The 16,939-nt window shown below is 64.0% G+C and carries 17 protein-coding genes; 6 read left to right on the top strand and 11 right to left on the bottom strand.

Translation table 11 applies throughout. The annotated features are described in order from the left end of the window. Nucleotides 1-74: 74 nt before the first annotated feature. The 3 genes from E8M83_RS23785 to E8M83_RS23795 form a co-directional block, all read right to left on the bottom strand. Nucleotides 75-1,094: a 2-dehydropantoate 2-reductase gene (locus tag E8M83_RS23785; protein ID WP_137175823.1), complete on the bottom strand. Its 1,020-nt coding sequence runs from the start codon at nt 1,092-1,094 to the stop codon at nt 75-77. Between the two features lie 45 nt (nt 1,095-1,139). After that, nucleotides 1,140-1,907, bottom strand: coding sequence for a fumarylacetoacetate hydrolase family protein (locus E8M83_RS23790; protein ID WP_137175824.1), 768 nt, complete (start codon nt 1,905-1,907; stop codon nt 1,140-1,142). A gap of 97 nt (nt 1,908-2,004) precedes the next feature. Beyond that, nucleotides 2,005-2,322 carry a hypothetical protein gene (locus E8M83_RS23795; RefSeq protein WP_137175825.1) on the bottom strand — a complete coding sequence of 106 codons (318 nt, stop codon included), beginning with the start codon at nt 2,320-2,322 and terminating at the stop codon, nt 2,005-2,007. A gap of 131 nt (nt 2,323-2,453) precedes the next feature. On the opposite strand from E8M83_RS23795, the gene E8M83_RS23800 reads away from it, so the two are divergent. After that, nucleotides 2,454-3,386, top strand: coding sequence for a LysR family transcriptional regulator (locus E8M83_RS23800; protein ID WP_137175826.1), 933 nt, complete (start codon nt 2,454-2,456; stop codon nt 3,384-3,386). A gap of 166 nt (nt 3,387-3,552) precedes the next feature. After that, on the top strand, nt 3,553-3,708 hold the full coding sequence (locus tag E8M83_RS26005; protein WP_170976904.1) for a hypothetical protein: 156 nt from the start codon (nt 3,553-3,555) through the stop codon (nt 3,706-3,708). A 135-nt stretch (nt 3,709-3,843) separates the two neighbouring features. On the opposite strand, the gene E8M83_RS23805 is transcribed toward E8M83_RS26005, so the two are convergent. From E8M83_RS23805 to gcl, 4 genes are read right to left on the bottom strand one after another with little or no spacing between them, the layout of a single operon-like run. After that, on the bottom strand, nt 3,844-4,797 hold the full coding sequence (locus tag E8M83_RS23805) for a histone deacetylase family protein (RefSeq protein WP_137175827.1): 954 nt from the start codon (nt 4,795-4,797) through the stop codon (nt 3,844-3,846). Continuing rightward, entirely contained in the window at nt 4,778-5,665 is an 888-nt protein-coding gene (locus E8M83_RS23810; RefSeq protein WP_137175828.1) for a 2-hydroxy-3-oxopropionate reductase, read from the bottom strand. The genes E8M83_RS23805 and E8M83_RS23810 overlap by 20 nt, the downstream gene beginning before the upstream one ends. Nucleotides 5,666-5,712: 47 nt before the next feature. Next, nucleotides 5,713-6,492 (bottom strand): hydroxypyruvate isomerase, encoded by a 780-nt coding sequence (gene hyi, locus E8M83_RS23815; protein WP_137175829.1) that lies wholly within the window; start codon nt 6,490-6,492, stop codon nt 5,713-5,715. A gap of 16 nt (nt 6,493-6,508) precedes the next feature. After that, nucleotides 6,509-8,251 carry a glyoxylate carboligase gene (gene gcl, locus E8M83_RS23820; RefSeq protein WP_137175830.1) on the bottom strand — a complete coding sequence of 581 codons (1,743 nt, stop codon included), beginning with the start codon at nt 8,249-8,251 and terminating at the stop codon, nt 6,509-6,511. Between the two features lie 127 nt (nt 8,252-8,378). Between gcl and E8M83_RS23825 the strand changes: the two genes are divergently transcribed. Beyond that, a complete protein-coding gene (locus E8M83_RS23825; RefSeq protein WP_137175831.1) occupies nt 8,379-9,296 on the top strand; it encodes a LysR family transcriptional regulator in 918 nt (305 codons plus the stop codon). On the opposite strand, the gene frc is transcribed toward E8M83_RS23825, so the two are convergent. Then, entirely contained in the window at nt 9,293-10,540 is a 1,248-nt protein-coding gene (frc, locus tag E8M83_RS23830; RefSeq protein WP_137175832.1) for a formyl-CoA transferase, read from the bottom strand. The genes E8M83_RS23825 and frc overlap by 4 nt on opposite strands. A 248-nt stretch (nt 10,541-10,788) precedes the next feature. Next, nucleotides 10,789-12,111 (bottom strand): oxalate/formate MFS antiporter, encoded by a 1,323-nt coding sequence (gene oxlT / locus E8M83_RS23835; protein WP_137175833.1) that lies wholly within the window; start codon nt 12,109-12,111, stop codon nt 10,789-10,791. 287 nt (nt 12,112-12,398) lie between these two features. Between oxlT and E8M83_RS23840 the strand changes: the two genes are divergently transcribed. After that, nucleotides 12,399-12,662 (top strand): hypothetical protein, encoded by a 264-nt coding sequence (locus tag E8M83_RS23840; RefSeq protein WP_137175834.1) that lies wholly within the window; start codon nt 12,399-12,401, stop codon nt 12,660-12,662. 177 nt (nt 12,663-12,839) lie between these two features. Then, nucleotides 12,840-13,526 (top strand): response regulator transcription factor, encoded by a 687-nt coding sequence (locus E8M83_RS23845; protein ID WP_137175835.1) that lies wholly within the window; start codon nt 12,840-12,842, stop codon nt 13,524-13,526. 46 nt (nt 13,527-13,572) lie between these two features. Here E8M83_RS23845 and E8M83_RS23850 read toward each other — a convergent pair whose 3' ends face one another. Then, entirely contained in the window at nt 13,573-14,310 is a 738-nt protein-coding gene (locus tag E8M83_RS23850) for a hypothetical protein (protein WP_137175836.1), read from the bottom strand. Further along, the gene (locus E8M83_RS23855) at nt 14,310-15,143 is read right to left on the bottom strand and encodes a MipA/OmpV family protein (protein WP_137175837.1); all 834 of its coding nucleotides are present in this window, start codon (nt 15,141-15,143) and stop codon (nt 14,310-14,312) included. The genes E8M83_RS23850 and E8M83_RS23855 overlap by 1 nt, the downstream gene beginning before the upstream one ends. A gap of 445 nt (nt 15,144-15,588) precedes the next feature. On the opposite strand from E8M83_RS23855, the gene E8M83_RS23860 reads away from it, so the two are divergent. Then, nucleotides 15,589-16,905 (top strand): ATP-binding protein, encoded by a 1,317-nt coding sequence (locus E8M83_RS23860; RefSeq protein ID WP_137175838.1) that lies wholly within the window; start codon nt 15,589-15,591, stop codon nt 16,903-16,905. Nucleotides 16,906-16,939: the final 34 nt, after the last annotated feature.

The raw sequence follows: 16,939 nt of genomic DNA on the forward strand, positions 1-16,939 counted from the left end.
GTCAACGAAATGTTCTACTTCGTTGACGCAGATACGGCGCCCCTGCAAAGGCAGGGGCGATCTGCACATGGCGATCAGACTGTCGTGACGGCCCTCTGCAGCCTGACCCCGCCACCTTCCTCGGTCATGGTCTGCTCCAGCAGCTTGACCAGCGCATAGGCCGAATCGATATGCGGCGTCGGCGTGTCGGTCATGCGCGCCAGTTCGATCACCGAGCCGACCAGCGCATCGATTTCGGGCCCCCTTCCCGCCTCGACGTCTTGCAGCATCGAAGTCTTGTGCTTGCCGATCTGCGCCGCGCCCTCGATGCGCCGGTCCAGGGTCACGCGGAACGTGATGCCCAGCTTGCTGGCGACCGCTTCCGCCTCGCGCATCATCTCCGCCGCCAGGTCGCGGGTGAGCGGATACTCGCAGATATCGACCAAAGTCGAATGGGCCAGCGCGCTGATCGGGTTGAAGCTGACATTACCCCACAGCTTGAGCCAGATCTCGGCGCGGATATTGTCCAGCACCGGCGACTTGAAGCCGGCATGCTGGAAGCAGCGCGATACCGCCGCCACCCGCTCGCTCGACGTGCCATCGAGTTCGCCCAGCGGAAAGCGCGTGCCTTCGATATGCCGGATCACGCCCGGCGCGAGCAGTTCCGCGGCCGGATACACCACGCAACCCAGTACCCGATCGGGCGGGATCCGGCGCGCCAGCTCGCCGCCGGCGTCGACGCTGCGCACGGTGCGCCCGTCGAACTCGCCGCCATGGCGATGGAAATACCAGAACGGTATGCCGTTCTGCATCGTCACCACCACGGTCTGTGGACCGAACAGCTTGCCGATCTGGCTTGACACGCCATCGACCTGGTGCGCCTTGAGCGCCAGGATCACCAGGTCCTGCTCGCCGGCCTCGTCATAGTTGTCGGTGGCGCGTACGCCTGCCGCCACCTTCTCTTCGCCGTCCATCTCGATGAGCTTGATGCCATTCGTGCGAATCGCCGCCAGATTGGCGCCCCGCACGATGAACGTCACCTCCTCGCCGGCCAGCGCCAGCCTGGCGCCGACCAGGCCGCCGATTGCCCCCGCTCCAATTACTGCGATCTTCATGACCTGCTCCCTATCGTTTACTCGAAACTGTTTACGTGAAACTGTCTACTCGAACCGATTGATGAGCTTTCCGATGCCGTCGATTTCCACCTCGACCGTGCTGCCGGGCCGCATCGAGCCGACACCGACCGATGTCCCGCACAGCAGGAGGTCGCCCGGCTCCAATGTCATGTCCTGGGAAATCTTGCTGACCAGCTCGGCCACCGAAAACACCATGTCGTTGATCGGATAATCCTGGCGCACCTCGCCGTTCAGGGTCGTGCGCACGACCAGCATCGCCGGGTTGAGTCCGGTGGCGATCACCGGACCGAACGGGCAAAAGGTGTCGAAGCCCTTGGCGCGCACCCATTGGGGAAAGGTGGGGTCGCGCCCGATGATGTCGCCCACCGTGACATCGTTGACGCAGGTGTAGCCGAACACGTGGTCGAGCGCTTCTTCTACCGCGACCCCGCTGCAATGGCGGCCGATCACGATCGCCAGCTCGCCCTCGAACGCCACCTTGCCTTCGCAACGCGGCTTGCGGATCGTGCCGCCCGGCGCCAGGTAGGACGTCGCTGGTTTCATCAGGTACAGCGGTTCGCTCGGGGGCGCCAGGCCCAGCTTCTGGCCGAGCGCGTGAAAATTGTTCCACATCGCCAGCACCTTGCCGGGCACGCACGGGGTGAGCACCTCGACCTCGTCCAGGTTCAGCGCCAGGTCGGTGCGGCTCGGGCTGTCGAACATATCGCCCTTGAAGATCCGGATCTTGTCGCCCTCGATCGTGCCGAAACGTATGGTGTCGAGGTGTTGAAAGCGTATCCAGTGTCGGATCATGGGAGGTCTCTCGGGCGTCGGGTCAGGGGATGGTCTGATTGTGGAATAAGCAATTCCGCATATCCTTGACCACGGTTAAGATTCGAAAATCTCTACCTCAGACCCCAATCTGCCGCTGCTGGAGCGCGGACCAGTCGATGAAGGCGGCCGGATTGCAGCCGGCTGCGCTCAGTTGTTCGCCGCAACGCTGCTTGGCATCCAGGATCGCCTCGACCAGGAAATCGGCATCGTGCGCGGTCAAGAGGTGGGGCTGGTGCCGCGCCAGGTAGTTGCGCAAGCCGGTGCGGTCATCGGCGTCGCCGATCGCGCTCGCATAGAGCCGGTTATCCCAGACCCAGCTCAGTCCCAGTTCATGAAAAGCCGCGTTGTAGGCATTGCATTCGGCATCGGCATTGCTGTTGCGGAACGTCGTCATGGCACTCTCCAGGTTGGTGGTTGCGGTCGAGCTGTCTTGAAACCATCGTAATCGAACGAAATGATTAGCAACAGTGAAAGTTTTTACGGATAATCATTCACGATTACTTATGATCACTGCCGGGAGAAGCGATGAAGAACGCCACACTACGCCAGTTGAAGGTGTTCGAGGCCGTCGCGCGCCGCCTCAGCTTTTCACGCGCCGCCGAAGAACTGCACCTGACCCAACCAGCCGTGTCGACCCAGGTCCGCGCCCTCGAAGGCCACGTCGGCATGCCCCTGTTCGAACAACTGGGCAAGAAGGTCTTTTTGACCCAGGCCGGCGACGAGCTGTTGCATTTTTGCCGCGCGATCATCCAGCAGTTCGATGAGGCCGAAGACGCGATGGCACAGCTCAAGGGGATCGCCGGCGGCAAGCTGAACGTGGCGGTCATCAGTGCCGGCGATTACTTTTTCCCCCAGCTGATGGTCGCCTTCGCGCGCCAGCATCCGGGCGTGCAGCTGAACCTGACGGTGCACAACCGCGAAGAGCTGCTGGGCGAACTGGCGGCGAACCGCACAGACCTTGCCGTCATGGTGCGTCCGCCTGCCGAACTCGACACGCAGAACGATGCGTTCGCGCCCCACCCCTATGTGATCGTGGGCGCACCAGACCACCCGCTGGCGGGACGTGGCCCTATTGCGATGGAGGAATTGATCCGTCAGCCGTTCGTGGTACGCGAACCGGGTTCCGATACCTGGTTCTCGATGGAAGATGCATTCGGCAAGCACTTGGCCAGCCTGAACGTGGCGATGGAAATCAAGAGCACCGAGACGATCAAGCAGGCGGTGATCGCCGGGATGGGACTGGGCTTTCTGTCGGCCCATACGATCGGCCACGAACTCGCCGCGCGCAGCCTGGTGGTGCTGGAAGTCGAAGGTTTTCCATTGATGCTAAACTGGTACGTGGTGCACCGCCGCGAGAAGCGGTTGCCTCCCGTAGCGCGGGCGTTTCGCCAGTTCCTGCTCGATGAAGGAGCCCAGCGAATTGCCCGCTTGATTCCAGCGTCGCATCCTGGCGCATAGCGGTTTTGCAGACAGTACTGTCGCGCTGCAGCATGCGCGACAGCGGTAGTTCAATGTCAACAACATTCACGGCCGTAATAACTGGTATCAGAACTCGAAATTGGAAGCTGCGGGAAGTTGGCCCTATATTTACCTCGTCGAACAAACCAACTTTCAGGAGCTCATCATGATCAACGCACCAGCCCAAACCACTTACGCAGCACCTTCGCACTCGCTGCTGTCGCTCGTCGTCGCTTTCTTCACCCTGAGCCTGCGCGAAAAGCTCGAACCAGGCTACACCGGCCAGGATTCCGACCCGGCCTACTACGGTTGCGGCCTGTAATATCGCATCATGGCGTCGCCGGACGTCGTACCAAGCTGTAATACGCACTACCACGGCAGCCTGCACCGGATGTGAGATCCGTGCGGGCCGGCCGCGTTTCACGCAGCCGCCGCCATCCCTGCCTCAGCCCCCGCCTCAGCCCTGCATCAACGCGCGCACATGCGCCGCACAGCCCCCTGCCAGCCCCTCGGCGCTGTAACCGCCCTCCAGGATCGACACGATCCGGCCCTCGCACACATCCGCGGCAATCGCCATCAGTTCGCGCGTGATCCACGCGAAATCCTCGTTTTCCAGGTTCATGCTGGCCAGCGGATCGAGCCGGTGAGCATCGAACCCGGCCGAGATCACGATCAGTTGCGGTGCAAATTCGCGCACGGCCGGCAGCAGGCTGCTCGCCGTGCGCGCGCAGAACAGGTCCGGGCTGCAGCCGGGCGGCAACGGCACATTGACGATATTGTTGCCCGCGCCCCGTTCGCTCGCCGCGCCGGTGCCGGGATACAAGGGCGACTGGTGGCTCGATCCATAGAACAGTTCCGGCCGGTCGAAGAACGCGGCCTGGGTGCCATTGCCATGGTGGACGTCGAAATCGACCACGGCCACGCGCTGCAAGCCGTAGGTCTCGAGGGCATGGACGGCGGCGATCGCGGCCTGGTTGAACAGGCAGAATCCCATCGCCCGATCCGGTTCGGCATGGTGGCCGCAGGGCCGCGTGGCGCAGAACACATTGGCGGCCTCGCCCCTCATCACCGCATCCACGCCGGCGCAGGCGGCGCCGACGCAGCGCATCACCGCGTCCCACGAGCCGGGCGACATCAGGGTGTCGCCGCCGTCCAGCGCCACCAGGCCGCCCAGCGGCGTCGCGGCGTGGATCGCGTCGACATACCCGGTGTCGTGTACCAGCAACAGTTGTTCACGGGTGCCGGCCGGCGCCTCGCGCCAGGCCAGTGGCGCAAATTCGGGCTGGCGCAAGGCCCCCAGGACCGCATGCAGGCGCCACGGTGACTCCGGATGGCCGGGCCCGGGCTCGTGCCCCAGGCAGGCCTGGTGATGGAATACCAGGGTCGGCAGCTCAGTCGGCGGCGATGGCATGGTTCGACATCCTTTCGATGGCCTGGCATAGCGCCGAATGGTCGAGCTGGGCCATGCCGTGGGCGGCGCAGGAATTCATCAGCTCTTGCGCGGTGGCGGTGTTTGGCAGCGAAAGCCCGAGACTCCTGGCGCCCTGCAGCGCCAGGTTGAGGTCCTTCTGGTGCAGCTCGATGCGAAAGCCCGGCGCGAAGGTGCGCTTGACCATGCGCTCGCCGTGCACTTCCAGGATGCGCGAGGCGGCAAAGCCCCCCATCAGCGCCTGGCGCACCTTGGCCGGATCGGCGCCCGCCTTCGAGGCGAACAGCAGCGCCTCGGCCACGGCCTGGATATTGAGCGCGACGATGATCTGGTTCGCCACTTTGGTGGTCTGGCCGTCGCCGTTGCCGCCTACCAGCGTGATGTTCTTGCCCATCAGTTCGAACAGGGGTTTGGCGCGGTCGAAGGCCTCTTGCGCGCCGCCCACCATGATGGTCAGGGTGGCCGCGCGCGCACCCACTTCGCCGCCCGACACCGGCGCGTCAAGATAGTCGCAATTGCGCTTGTTGATCTTCCTGGCGAATTCCTTGGTCGCCATCGGCGAGATCGAACTCATGTCGATCACGATCTTGCCCGGCGTGAGGCCGGCGGCCACGCCTTCGGCGCCGAACAGGACTTCTTCCACGTGCGGCGTGTCGGGCACCATCACGATGATGATGTCGGCGCGCTTGGCCACCTCGGTGGCGCTGGTGCAGACGGTGGCGCCGCCCTCGATCAGCGCCAGCGGCGGGTTTTTCAGGTCGTGCAGGTACAGCTTGCAGCCGCCCTCCTGCAGCTTGCCGGCCATGGGGCCGCCCATGATGCCAAGGCCGATGAATCCTACTTTCGTCATGATGGTCTCCAGTTGACGTGTAATCGAAACGCTCCAGCCGAGCGGTCCTACAGGCCGTGTGCCGCGATCCAGCCCAGGCCCTCGGCGGTGCCGGCCTGCGGCTTGTATTCGCAGCCGACCCAGCCGGCATAGCCGATCTCGTCGAGCATGCCGAGCAGGTAGCGGTAATTGATCTCGCCCGTGCCCGGCTCGAAGCGTCCCGGGTTGTCGGCCAGCTGGATGTGGCGGATGCGCGCCAGGTTGGCCTTGATCGTCGCCGCCAGCTCGCCTTCCATGCGCTGCATGTGATAGATGTCGTACTGCAGGAACAGGTTGTCGGCGCCGGTCTCGTCGATGATGTCCAGCGCCTGGCGCGTGCCGTGCAAGAAGAACCCCGGGATGTCGAAGGTGTTGATCGGCTCGATCAAGAGGTCGATGCCCTCGCGCTGCAAGGCGCCGGCGGCGAACTTCAGGTTGGCCACCAGCGTGGCGCGCGCCGCGTCAAGCGCCACGCCTTGCGGCACGATGCCGGCCAGGCAGTTGAGCTGCTTGACGCCGAGCGCCTTGGCATAGTCGATCGCCTTGCCAACGCCGTCCTGGAACTCGGCTTCGCGTCCGGCAAGGCAGGCGATGCCGCGCTCGCCGCCGGCCCAGTCGCCGGCCGGCAGGTTGTGCAGCACCAGCCGCAATCGCCAGGAGTCCAGGCGGTCGGCGATGTCCTCGGCCCGGTAGGCGTACGGGAAAAGGAATTCGACGCCGCGAAAGCCGGCGCGCGCGGCGTGGCCGAAGCGGTCGAGGAAATCGACTTCGTTGAACAGCATGGTCAGGTTGGCGGCAAGTCTGGTCATCCCGGTCTCCGTGGCGTTATTTGATGTCGAGGACTTCGTTGAACTCGTTGAGCGCATCGATCTCGGTGCCCATCGCGATATTGGTGACGCGCTCGAGGATGATCTCGACCACCACCGGCACGCTGTACTGCGCCATCAGTGCCCGTGCGCGCTCGAAGGCGGGGATGATGTCGTCCGGCCTAAACACCCTGATCGCCTTGCAGCCCAGGCCCTCGACCACGGCCACGTGGTCGACGCCATACCCTTCCAGTTCGGGGGCGTTGACGTTGTCGAACGCCAGCTGGACGCAGTAATCCATCTCGAAGCCGCGCTGCGCCTGGCGGATCAGGCCGAGGTAGGCGTTATTGACCAGCACGTGGATATAGGGCAGCTTGAACTGCGCCGCCACCGCCAGCTCCTCGATCAGGAACTGGAAGTCGTAGTCGCCCGAGATGGCGACGATGTCGGCGTCGGGATCGGCCACCCGCACGCCGAGCGTGGCCGGGATGGTCCAGCCCAGCGGGCCGGCCTGGCCGCAGTTGATCCAGTGGCGCGGGTGATGCACGTGCAAAAACTGGGCGGCGGCGATCTGCGACAGGCCGATGCTGGCCACGTAGCGCACGTCGCGCCCGAAGTATTCGTTCATCTCGTGGTAGACGCGCAGCGGGTGCACCGGCACGCTGTCGAAATCGCTCTTGCGCAGCATGGTGCGCTTGCGCTCCTGGCAGGCGCCGAGCCACTCGGAGCGGTCGGCCAGCCGGCCGCTGGCGCGCCACTCGCGGGCCACCTCGACCAGCAGTTCGAGCGCCGCCTTCGCATCGGACACGATGCCGAAATCGGGACCGAACACGCGCCCGATCTGGGTCGGTTCGATGTCGATGTGCACGAAAGTGCGGTCCTGGGTGAAGACTTCGATGCCGCCGGTATGGCGATTGGCCCAGCGGTTGCCGATCCCCATCACGAAGTCCGATGCCAGCAAGGTCGCATTGCCGTAGCGGTGGCTGGTCTGCAGGCCGGCCATGCCCGCCATCTGCGGATGGTCGTCGGGGATCGCGCCCCATCCCATCAGGGTCGGGATCACCGGCACGCCGGTGATCTCAGCGAATTCGACCAGCAGCGCCGAGGCATCGGCATTGATGATGCCGCCGCCGGCGGTGATCAGGGGACGCTTGGCCGCGTTCAGCATGTCGAGCGCCTTCTCGACCTGGGCCCGCGTGGCCTGCGGCTTGTGCAGCGGCAGCGGGGAATAGGTCTCGATATCGAACTCGATCTGCGCCATCTGCACGTCGATCGGCAGGTCGATCAGCACCGGACCGGGGCGGCTAGAGCGCATCACATGGAAGGCCTGCTGGAACACGCGCGGCACCAGCGCCGGCTCGCGCACGGTGACGGCCCACTTGGTCACCGGCTTGGCGATCGATTCGATGTCGACCGCCTGGAAGTCTTCCTTGTACAGGCGGGCGCGCGGGGCCTGGCCGGTGATGCAGAGAATGGGGATCGAATCGGCTTGCGCCGCATACAGGCCGGTGATCATGTCGGTGCCGGCCGGCCCCGAGGTGCCGATGCACACGCCCAGGTTGCCGGCCTTGGCGCGGGTATAGCCCTCGGCCATGTGCGATGCGCCCTCCACGTGGCGCGCCAGGTAGTGGCGGATGCTGTCGCGCTTGCGCAGCGCGGCGTAGAAGGGATTGATCGCGGCGCCAGGCACCCCGAAGGCATTGGTGATGCCTTCCTTTTCCATCACCAGCACTGCTGCCTCTGCTGCGGTCATCCTTGCCATTGCTTACCTCCAGGCTCATAAAGAAAACGCACGATTGCGATGAACCAATGCTAGAGCTTCGGGGTGTGCTTGATAAGAACACAAAAAGTAGGTTTATTCGATCCCTGGAGTATGGAATACTGCAGGCATGGACAAGGTCAAACAGATGTGGGCCTTCGTCGACGCCGTCGACAAGGGCAGCCTCGCGCGCGCCGCGCTCGGGCAGAGCATCACCCCGGTCATGCTGGGGCGGCGCATCGATGCGCTGGAGCGCCGCCTCGGCGTCAAGCTGCTGCATCGCACGACGCGCCACCTGACGCTCACCGAATCGGGATCGCTGTTCCTCGAGCATTGCCGCAAGCTGCTGGCCGATATCGAGATGGCCGAGACCATCGTGTCCGAGGTGCGCGACCAGGCCAGCGGCCACCTGATCGTGTCGGCGCCGGCGGCCTTCGGGCGGCTGCACGTGGCGCCCCACGCCCCGGCCTTCCTGGCTGCCAATCCGCGGGTGCAGGTCTCGTTCAACCTCACCGACCACGTGGTCGACCTGGTGCGCGAAGGGTATGAACTGGGGATCAGGATCGGCGGCGTGCTCGATCCGAGCTTCGTCGCCGTGCGGCTGGCGAGCAACCGGCGCGTGGTCTGCGGCACGCCTGATTATTTCGCACGCTGCGGCGTGCCGCGCACGCTGGACGAACTGGCGCAGCACAACTGCCTGGCCTTCAACCTGCAGGGCGGGCAGCAGCGCGGCTGGTATTTCCAGGTCGACGGCAAGCCGGTGACGGTCAAGGTCAACGGCAACCTCGATTGCAATGACGGCGAATTGCTGCACCGCTGGGCCAGCGAAGGACTGGGGCTGGCCTGGCGCTCGACCTGGGAGATCCAGGCGCAGCTGGCGGCCGGCGAACTGATCACGGTGCTCGACGAATATGCGCTGCCCGACTACGACATCATGGCGGTCTATATGCAGCAGCGCCACCTGCCGGCGCGGGTGCGCTCGTTCATCGACATGCTCAGGCAGGTGTACGCCGCGCCCGGCTACTGGACGCGGCCCGCGGGACGTTAAATGACCCGCTCCTCGCGCAGGCGCCGGATCTGGTCTTCCGAGTAGCCCAGGCCCGACAGCAGTTCGTCGGTGTGCTCGCCCAGCAGCGGCGAACGGCGCACCTCGGTCGGGCTGTCCGAGAGCTTGATCGGGTTACCCACGGTCAGATAGGGACCGCGCTCCGGATGATCGACTTCGACGATGGTGCCGGTGGCGCGCAGCGAAGGATCCTCGGCGATTTCCTTCATCGACAGGATCGGTCCGCACGGGATATCGAACTTGTTGAGGATATCCATCGCCTCGAACTTGGTATGCGTCGTGCTCCACTCCTCGACCGCGGCGAAGATCGCCATCAGGCGCGGCAGGCGCGCCCTGGGCGTCGCGTAATCGGGGTCGGTGATCCACTCCTCGCGTCCGATCAGCTTGCAGACCGCGGGCCAGACCTGGGCCTGCGCAATGAAGTAGATATACGCGTTCGGATCGGTTTCCCAGCCCTTGCACTTGAGGATCCAGCCCGGCTGGCCACCGCCCGAGGCATTGCCCGCGCGCGGGACCGACTCGCCGAACTGGCCGTCGGCGAACTGCGGATACTCTTCCATCACGCCGTTGCGCTCGAGGCGCTGCTGGTCGCGCAGCTTGACCCGGCACAGGTTCAGCACCGCGTCCTGCATCGCGGTGAGCACCTTCTGGCCGCGGCCCGTGGTGTTGCGCTGGTAGAGCGCGGTCACGATGCCCAGCGCCAGGTGCAGGCCGCTGCCGCTGTCGCCGATCTGGGCGCCGCTGACCAGCGGCGGGCCATCGTCGAAGCCCGTGGTGGCGGCCGCGCCGCCGGTACACTGGGCCACGTTCTCGTATACCTTGCAGTGTTCATAGGGGCCGGGGCCGAAGCCCTTGACCGAGGCGACGATCATGCGCGGATTGAGTTCCTGGATGCGCTCCCAGGAAAAGCCCATGCGGTCGAGCGCGCCCGGCGCGAAGTTCTCGACCAGCACGTCACAGTCCTGGATCAATTTCTCCAGCACTTTCTTGCCGTCGGGCCGCTTGGTGTCGAGCGTCATGGAACGCTTGTTATGGTTGAGCATGGTGAAATACAGGCTGTCCACGCCCGCGATGTCGCGCAACTGGCCGCGGGTCGCATCGCCCTCGCCGGCGCGCTCGACCTTGATGACGTCGGCGCCGAACCATGCCAATAGCTGGGTACAGGTGGGCCCCGACTGGACGTGGGTGAAATCGAGGATGCGAACGCCTTCCAATGCCTTGCCCATACCAGTTTCCTCCGAAGATTTAACCCAGCCGATTCGATTCTGCGCTCAGCAATACGTCAACGCAAGCATTACCGGCGCGCAAGCGATGTTTTCAAATCATCATAGTGAGGCGCGCCGGCCGCGCTCAATGACCGCAGTCAAGAACGATGAAATGAAAATTTGACATCGAAATGCCACCCGTCCGGCCAAGAAAAACGGGCTTCCGAAGAAGCCCGCTTTATCTGCGGATGTACCCGGCGCCCGGGCCGTCAGGCAGGCAAGGCGCCCTGTCCGACCGCGTTTTCCTCTGCAAAGCGCGTCTTGGAGTAACTGACGTGTTTTTGCAGTACCGGTCGCAATACCGTGACCGCCAGCAGCGCCGCGACCAGGTCCATCGTGGCAACGGTGTACAGGACGGTCGACCAGGTGCCGGTCGCCTCCATCATCAGGTTGCCGACCGGGACGAACAAGGCGCCGATGCCCTTCGCCGTGTACAGCACGCCATAGATCTTACCGATGTGCTTGGTACCAAAGGCATCGCCGGCCAGGGCCGAGAACAGCGAATACACCTCGCCCCAGGCCAGGAACACGATGCCGGACAAGATCAGGAAGGCATACGGATTGTGGCCGAAGTAGCCGAGCGCGATGATCCCGAAGCCTTCGAGCGTGAACGCGATGACCATGGTTTTCTCGCGCCCGATATGGTCCGAGATCCAGCCGAACAGCGGTCGCGAGATGCCGTTCATGATGCGGTCGAGCATCAGGGCAAGCGGCAGGGCCGCCATCACGAAGAAGTGCAGGTCGACCTGGAATTCCTTGACCCCGAGATCCTGTGCGATCACACCGAGCTGTGCGACCGCCATCATGCCGCCGGTGACCACCAGGATGAACATCGTGAACATCAGCCAGAACAGCTTGGTGCTCATGGCTTCCTTGAGCGTGTAGCTGTGCGTGGATTGGACCAGCTTGCTCGATTTCGTGACCTCGTTGCCGCTCGGCGAGCGCAGGAACCAGGCGGCGATGAAGGCCAGCGTGCCCTGCAGGATGCCGAAGAAGAAGAAGGTTTGCTGGAAGCCCGACGACTCGATCATGGCGGCGATCGGCAGGATCGTTGCGGCCGAACCGGCGCCATAGCCACCCGCGGTGAGGCCGACGGCCAGGCCGCGGCGATCGGGGAACCACTTGATCGCGTTATTGATGCAGGTCGCGTAGATCGAACCCACGCCGATACCGCCAACCGCGGCGCCGACATAGAAGCCGGCCAGGGTCGTGGCCTGCGAGTTGATGATCCAGGCCACGCCGATGAAGATGGCGCCGAACGCGACCATCATGCGCGGACCGAATTTATCGATGAAATAGCCTTCGAGCGGCGCGAGCCAGGTCTGGACGATGACGAACAGGGTAAACGCGACCTGGATGCTGGCCCGCGACCAGCCAAACTCGCCCTGGATCTCGGGAACGAACAAGGTCCACGCATATTGGATATTCGCGGTGGCGATCATGCAGATCACACCGACGGCGAGCTGGAACCAGCGCGTCGAATTGGAGACCGGTTGACCGGGGCGGAGTGCTGCTGCCGATGGACTAGTCATGTGACGCTCCTTGATCGGTGAGGTGTTGTCCTTCCAAACGTGCAGCTAGGTATGCGGGCGCCGGGAGCGCCTGCCTGGTCATGGTATCCAGCATTTTCATGTCTCCATTTATTATGGTGTGATGTGCATGCTTCACGTCGAGTCCTGGAACTCGCGCCAACCCCTACGCCTTTTCTCATTAAAATCTATTCACAACAATCAGTCATCAAAAAAGACGTTGGCATGCTCCTGGCGGCCGCACTGCCCACCACGCGAGACAGCCGCTTGACACTGTGCTCCAGATTTGAATGTCCGCTATTGCCGTTCTCCTCTCGATGCAAGATGGGACAACCTCGACGACCGCAACTCGTATTGCGTTCACTGCTTTCACCCTGACGTCTGAAAAGCCGGCACCGCATCGTGGCTTCGAAATCGGTGAAAGTGAGATGATGTTGCTGGAGCCGATTTCCAGAATCATTGACCGCGGTTATGTTTTCTATATTTTTCGGAACGGCGTCCGGAAGCCGCGATGCGGCGATCGCAAGCCGTCATCCGCGTTGAATGAGCTTTGACATCGCACAATGTCACGTTTAACGCAATCGTTAGCACCTTGGCCACAGCCGTGATCTTCCCGACAAGCCGCAAGCCCGCCCATTTGTCGTCAAACTGTAATTAACTGTCTTCTATGTCTGGAGGATGTGTTAATTCGACAGTTGGTCTTATACAATGGCAGACCAAGGAGAAAATGTATGTACCGAGTGATGTTGGTGGAAGACGATGCGCGCTTGGCCGAGCTCGTCACCGAATACCTGTCCGGCTATGAATTCGCGGTCGAACTGGTCACGCGCGGCGATGCGGCGCTCGACCGCTTCAAGGAACTGGCGCCCGACGTCGTGATCCTCGACCTGATGCTGCCGGGCCTGGACGGCATGGTCGTGTGCCGCCAGATTCGCGACCAGTCCGACGTGCCCATCCTCATCCTCACCGCGCGCGAAGACTCGTATGACGAAGTGTCGGGCCTCGAGCAAGGCGCCGACGATTTCGTCAACAAGCCGGTCCAGCCGCGTGTGCTGCTGGCGCGCCTGCGCGCGCTGATGCGCCGCACCCAGGCCAAGTCGGGCGTCGATTCGCGCGTGCTGCAGTTCGGCGCCCTGCGCATCGTCACCTCGGATCGCAGCGTGGTCTGGCGCGGCCAGCCCTGCGTGCTGTCGAACACCGAATACAAGCTGCTGCTGGTGCTGGCCGAAGCGGCCGGCCGCGTGCTGTCGCGCGACGCCCTGCTCAAGAAGATGCGCGGCATCGAGTTCGACGGCCTGGACCGCAGCATCGACAACTGCATCTCCAAGCTGCGCCGCAAGTTCGACGATGCCGAATCGGAAAAGATCAAGACGGTGTGGGGAGAAGGCTACCTATTCTCGCCTTCGGCCTGGAATTGAAGACTCACCAATGAAACCTGCCAAGCGCAGGTTTTTTTGTGTCCGCTTATTCGAACAGCGGCACGATCGCCAAGGGCGCGTTATAGGTCAGCACCTTGGCGGTGGCCAGGCGCGTGGTAATCAGCTGCAGGGCAGCTCCCTCGACCGGCGCCTGTGCGAAGCGGTAGGTGACGAGCGGGAAATCGGCGTCGACGTCGCCGGCGAAGGCCGCGCCGCGCGTCGCCGCCAGGGCCACCAGATTGCCGCCCAGGCGCAGGTGCACGCTGGCCGCCTCGCCTTGCTTGGGGAAGACCAGGCGCACGCCGACGCATTGACGGCTACCCGCCGAGCGGTCGGCATAGCGGGCGAAAGCCAGCGCCTGTTCGCAGGCGGCGCGCAATTCGGTCATGTCATAGGCGCCGTCGGCGCGCAGCGCCAGCGAGACCCGCGGACGAATCGTGAAGCCGCCCAGCGGACGATTCGGCGACAGCACGGCGTTCTCGTCGTATGCCGCCTTGAGCAGCGGCAGCGTGGTGCGCCCCAGCGCATCCAGCGCCAGGCCGGCCTGGACCGTGCGGCCTTTCATCACCAGCTGCACGCCCTGCTCCAGCACGCCTTTTTCGCGCGGCAGCACTTGCAGGTGGTTGTGCAGCAGGTTCTTGGGGCCACCATACTTATCGAATTGCACCATCGCGCGGTAGGCATCTCGATAGTTCACCCATTCCCCGGCGCTCGGCTGCGCCACGGCCATACCGGCCGTCAGCAGCAGGGTCACGCAGGCGGTGAGGTGTGCGCGTCGCATCATCAGAACCGGTAGGCGAAGGCGGCCGAAACCGACACGTTGGTGGGCCGCTCGACGAGCGGGCTATTGCGGGTGCTGCCGACCAGGCGCGTGGCCTGGACATTGGTGACCAGCATCCAGGACGGGTTCAGGGCCCAGTTCCAGCGCGCGCCGACGCGCACATCCTTGATGCCGCCGCCCGGCCGGTACATGGGGTTGCCGCTGACCCGGGATTCGTCCCCGGTCACGCCGAAATAGGCGCGGCTGTAGTCGGCGTTGACGATGGTGGCGCCGGCATTGAACGAGAGCGTGTGCCGAGGCGCGAGCTGCACGGCCAGGCGCTGCACGCCCAGCTCCATGCGCGCGCCGTCGCGGTCATTGCCCGAGCCGAGCAGCACGCTGCTCGTCAGCCGCCATTCGGGCGCCAGGTAGTAGTTGAAGAAGAACCCGCCCTCGAGCCGGGTACTCACGTCTTTCATGCCGACCAGGCGGTTCTCGCTGCGCAGGAACTCCACCGGCGCGGTCGTGACACCGACCCCGTCGACGATCTTGCCGGAGCCGGATTCGTCGCGGTTGGCGTGGACCGTCAGCAGCGGCCCGTATTCGACCGTCGGACGGTTGGACAAATGCATCCCTGCGCTCATGCCGGAAATAAAAAAGCCATTGCTCCATTGAACCTGGATCACTGGCAAGGCTGAAACCTTGTGACTGTCCGCCCCCTCGTAACGCGGCCGCGCGACGGCGCCCAGCCCTGCGTACATGTCGCGGCTGCCGTCGGGCATCGGGTTGGTGGCCGGTGTCTGCGCACTTGCTGCCGTGCTTGCAGCCGCCAGGGCCAGGGCGAAAAATGGTTTCATCGTGAAAGTGCTCGGAGAGTTCGTCTGTCGATATTTTACGTCGAGCAAGCTTCGCTCTCCCATCCCCGTATGACTATTCGATTGGTGACCGCGTCGCGTTTCCTGTGGAACGCGCGCCCGCCGTCACATCCTGGGGCCATTCTGTGCGGCGCGCTGGGCGCGGCGCTTCGGAATCGACCTGTGATCGCTTCCTACTTGAATAAAAAAACCCACCGACACTTGCGCATCAGGTGGGCAAACGGAAAACCTGATGATGAGGAAGATGTTAATCGTTCGCCCCGCTGTCATTCAACCTTGAGATGTCGGCCAATTGTCGTCAATTTGTAAGCCATCCTGCGCCTCCCCCTTGCGGTCCACCGACGCGACCGTTGCGCCTGTACAATTCGGCCCGAGGAGACACCATGCAGCTGGCAGCGCCAAACCGACAGTCGAGCAGGACGCGATCGTGAACCGGATATTCTTCCGTTTCTTCGTGCTCGTCATGCTGTCGATCACGGCCGCCACCTTCGTCATCTACTTCGCGTTCGCGCGCCTGTTCGGCGACCCGCTGGACGACATTGCGCGGCGCCAGGCGGCGGCCCAGATCTTCCTGCTCGAACAGTATGTCGACCAGGCGCCCAGGGACGAATGGCTGACCCGCCTGAACAATGTGCGCGAAGTGTCCGACGCGCGCTACGACCTGATGCCGCTGGCACAAGCCCGGGACGCCCTTGGCGCCGGCCGGCGCGCCGACCTCGAACGCGGCGCCATCGTGATCGACGTGGGCAGCAAATCGTTCTACCGCCGGGTCGACCTCGATGGCGAACGCTATATCGGCAGCCAGGACGAGGTCTTGCATGCCCAGGACCTGCCGATCGATATCGGGCAGGCGCTCAAGATGGAGCTGCTGCGCTACGTGATCGTCGCCATCGCCCTGCTGGTGCCGATCGCGCTGTGGTCGCGCTCGCATTGGCAGGGCCTGCAATCGCTGTCGCGCATGGCCGACGAGTTCGGCGCCGGCAAGCTGTCGGTGAGGGCCCACCTGAAGCCGTCGGACACCGTCTATCCGCTGGGCGAGCGCATCAACCACATGGCCGGCCGCATCGAGGCATTGATGGAGTCGCAACGCAATCTGCTGCACTCGGTGTCGCACGAGCTGCGCACGCCGATCGCGCGCCTCGAGTTCGCGCTCGAGCTGCTCGATGCCAAGGCCAGGGATGCCGATTTGAGCCGCCGCATCGCGGCCATGGAAGGCGATTTGTCCGAGCTGAACAACCTGGTCAAGGAATTGCTCGATATGAGCAAGCTCGACAGCGCGCGCAGCCTGCAGGGCGCCGAGGCCGACCTGGACGCGCTGCTGCGCGACTGCTGCGCCACCCTGCCGCCCTCGCCGCAGCAAGTCGCCTGCGAGCTGGCACCGGGACTCGGCACGCTCGAACTCGATGCGCGCCTGCTGGCGCGCGCGGTCGGCAACCTGCTGCGCAATGCCCAAAAGTATGCGCAGGGGCGGATCGTGCTGTCGGCGCGGCGCGCGCCGGACCTGGTCGAGATCGCCGTCGACGACAATGGCCCCGGCATTCCCGCCGAAGAGCGCGACCGGATCTTCGACCCGTTCTACCGGCTCGACCGCAGCCGCGACCGCGCCACCGGCGGTTTTGGCCTGGGCCTGTCGATCGCGCAAAAGGCGGTGCTCTTGCATGGCGGGACCTTGCGGGTCGAGACATCTACCATGGGCGGGGCGCGCTTCGTGATCACGCTGCCGGCAAATAGCCCTAATAAATAAACGGATTCGTTTACTTATTGTCGAGCCGGGCGTA

Source organism: Massilia sp. HP4, from assembly GCF_005222695.1.
Taxonomy (GTDB): Bacteria; Pseudomonadota; Gammaproteobacteria; order Burkholderiales; family Burkholderiaceae_D; genus Telluria.